The following is a 1,707-nucleotide window of genomic DNA, read 5'->3' as shown; positions in this document are numbered from 1 at the left end:
TTTCTTTTGACAGCTTACGAGGTGAGAGTTTCCTTTTCCTATCTCAGCGCTACATCTGGGCTTTTAAGACATCCTCTGAGGTCTGCTCACGTTTGAGGCTAGAGTACCGTGAGCAAAAGTGATGAGTTAACCTTTCCAGTTGATGGGCAACTTCTAATGGTTCTGCCCAGAGCGGTGCTTCGATTCACAACCCAGACATTCAACTTCCAATTCTGCGCTCTGATCCTGATGGTTACTATCTGGAGATGCGAGTTGAGGCGGATACTTCTGACTCTACTGAAGTGGCTGTGACCCGTCGAATGCCGCTCGAAAATCTTTCAACAGATGAATGGGAGGAATTAAAAGCACAATACACCAAGTTGGACTTTAGAGACTGTGCTGACCAGGGAATTAGTAAAGGGCTAGAGAAAATTCAAGACCGGAAGATTCAACGTCTGTTTATGGCATTGTTGACTTTCTAATACCAATTTAAATGGTGTTAATGACAGATAGTACATCTAGGATAAAGGGGTAACCCGTAAGGGAAGCAATCACTTGCGGGGTTAGCTGGGACAAGAGTTGATCCACCCTAGCTTGCAGTTGCTCCAGCGTTTTGAACGAAGCCCACTTGAGATCTGCCTTGAGATATTCCCATAAACGCTCAATGGGATTTAGCTCAGGACAGTAAGGCGGTTGAAACACCAGAATGATGTTTTCTGGCACTATCAACGCTTTGCTGGTGTGAAACCGTCCGTTATCCACTTGCCGCAGGTTGAGACTATCGGGGTAAGCCTGGGAGAACTCATCTAAGAACCATTGGTAGCACTCGGTATCGACATGGGAGAATTGCAGAAAAAAGGACTCTCCTGTGGCAGGTTCCACCGCGCCGTACAGCCAGAATGCCTTAAACAACCACTGCCATGCCCCAATCGGTTTCACCCCAAACGCCGTAATCAATCGTCCGACGATTGTTTTGAGTCCAAAGCGGCTCTCATCTTGGGCAAAGTAGCGAATGGGTCGCTCATCCTGGCGCACTTGCCGATAGTACTGGCTCACCAAGTCGAGGTCATCTGCAAGGTTTGCTTAAATGCCTCTCGCTGGACTGGGTTCTGTTTGATGTTTTGTGGACGGGCTACTTTGAGCTTTGCTTTGAGGCGGTAGCGCGTCATCTGGTACACCGCATGATACTCGGCTTCTACCCCTAAACTTTCTAACAGCCACTGCTGCACTGCCCCGTAACTGTCAAACCCATTGCTTGGTTCCTGTAATCGTTTGGCTAAGGCTCTCTCTGCCCACACTGGAATCACCCGATTGCCGCCTCCTGGGATGGGTTTAACCACTAGCAAGGCTTCGAGTCCTTGCGCTCGATACAGCGCTAACCACTTTTGTACCGTGCCTCGATGTCTGCCAATTGCCACCGCAATCTGGCTAATACTCGGTGCTTGCGCTTGTTTGAGCCAGTACAACACTCTTGCAATCGCTCTTTGAGTATCGGTTGTTCAACTGCTCGCAAACGGTCGCCTAACTCTTCAAGACTTTCTTTGATTGCAATCGCACTGACTCCAGCCATTGATAAACCTCATCTCTACACCCCTCAGTTTATCTGAATCTGTAACTACTCCAATTTAATTTGGTATCACATCCTGCCGCTGCCACAATTTCATTGATGTATTGAGAGCGGTGAAAACTGGCGTTATCTATGACAATCGCGTCACCAGGTTGCAATAG

The 1,707-nt window shown here is 48.2% G+C and carries 3 protein-coding genes and 1 pseudogene; 1 reads left to right on the top strand and 3 read right to left on the bottom strand.

Annotation, left to right across the window (positions count from 1 at the left end; genetic code table 11):
* The first annotated feature begins 245 nt into the window (after positions 1-245).
* Positions 246-461: a hypothetical protein gene (locus AB3R30_RS26810; protein WP_458652258.1), complete on the top strand. Its 216-nt coding sequence runs from the start codon at positions 246-248 to the stop codon at positions 459-461.
* A 7-nt stretch (positions 462-468) separates the two neighbouring features.
* Here the strand turns inward: AB3R30_RS26810 and AB3R30_RS26805 are convergent, their stop codons facing one another.
* From AB3R30_RS26805 to AB3R30_RS26795, 3 genes and pseudogenes are all read right to left on the bottom strand, one after another.
* Positions 469-1,035 carry an IS630 family transposase gene (locus AB3R30_RS26805; protein WP_458652257.1) on the bottom strand — a complete coding sequence of 189 codons (567 nt, stop codon included), beginning with the start codon at positions 1,033-1,035 and terminating at the stop codon, positions 469-471.
* Positions 1,032-1,448: a helix-turn-helix domain-containing protein gene (locus AB3R30_RS26800; protein WP_458652256.1), complete on the bottom strand. Its 417-nt coding sequence runs from the start codon at positions 1,446-1,448 to the stop codon at positions 1,032-1,034. The genes AB3R30_RS26805 and AB3R30_RS26800 overlap by 4 nt, the downstream gene beginning before the upstream one ends.
* 166 nt (positions 1,449-1,614) lie before the next feature.
* Positions 1,615-1,707, bottom strand: a pseudogene (locus tag AB3R30_RS26795) (IS630 family transposase); the annotation flags it as partial.

Source organism: Sivoneniella epilithica UHCC 1019 (genome assembly GCF_040830845.1).
Classification (GTDB): Bacteria; Cyanobacteriota; Cyanobacteriia; order Leptolyngbyales; family Leptolyngbyaceae; genus ULC077BIN1.
The sequence above is the reverse complement of the archived record's forward strand: the minus strand, read 5'-3'. Positions and strand labels throughout refer to the sequence as shown.

Bases quoted from the DNA above. Each gene is read 5' to 3' on its own strand.
- AB3R30_RS26810 (WP_458652258.1), top strand. From the start codon at position 246: ATGCGAGTTGAGGCGGATACTTCTGACTCTACTGAAGTGGCTGTGACC.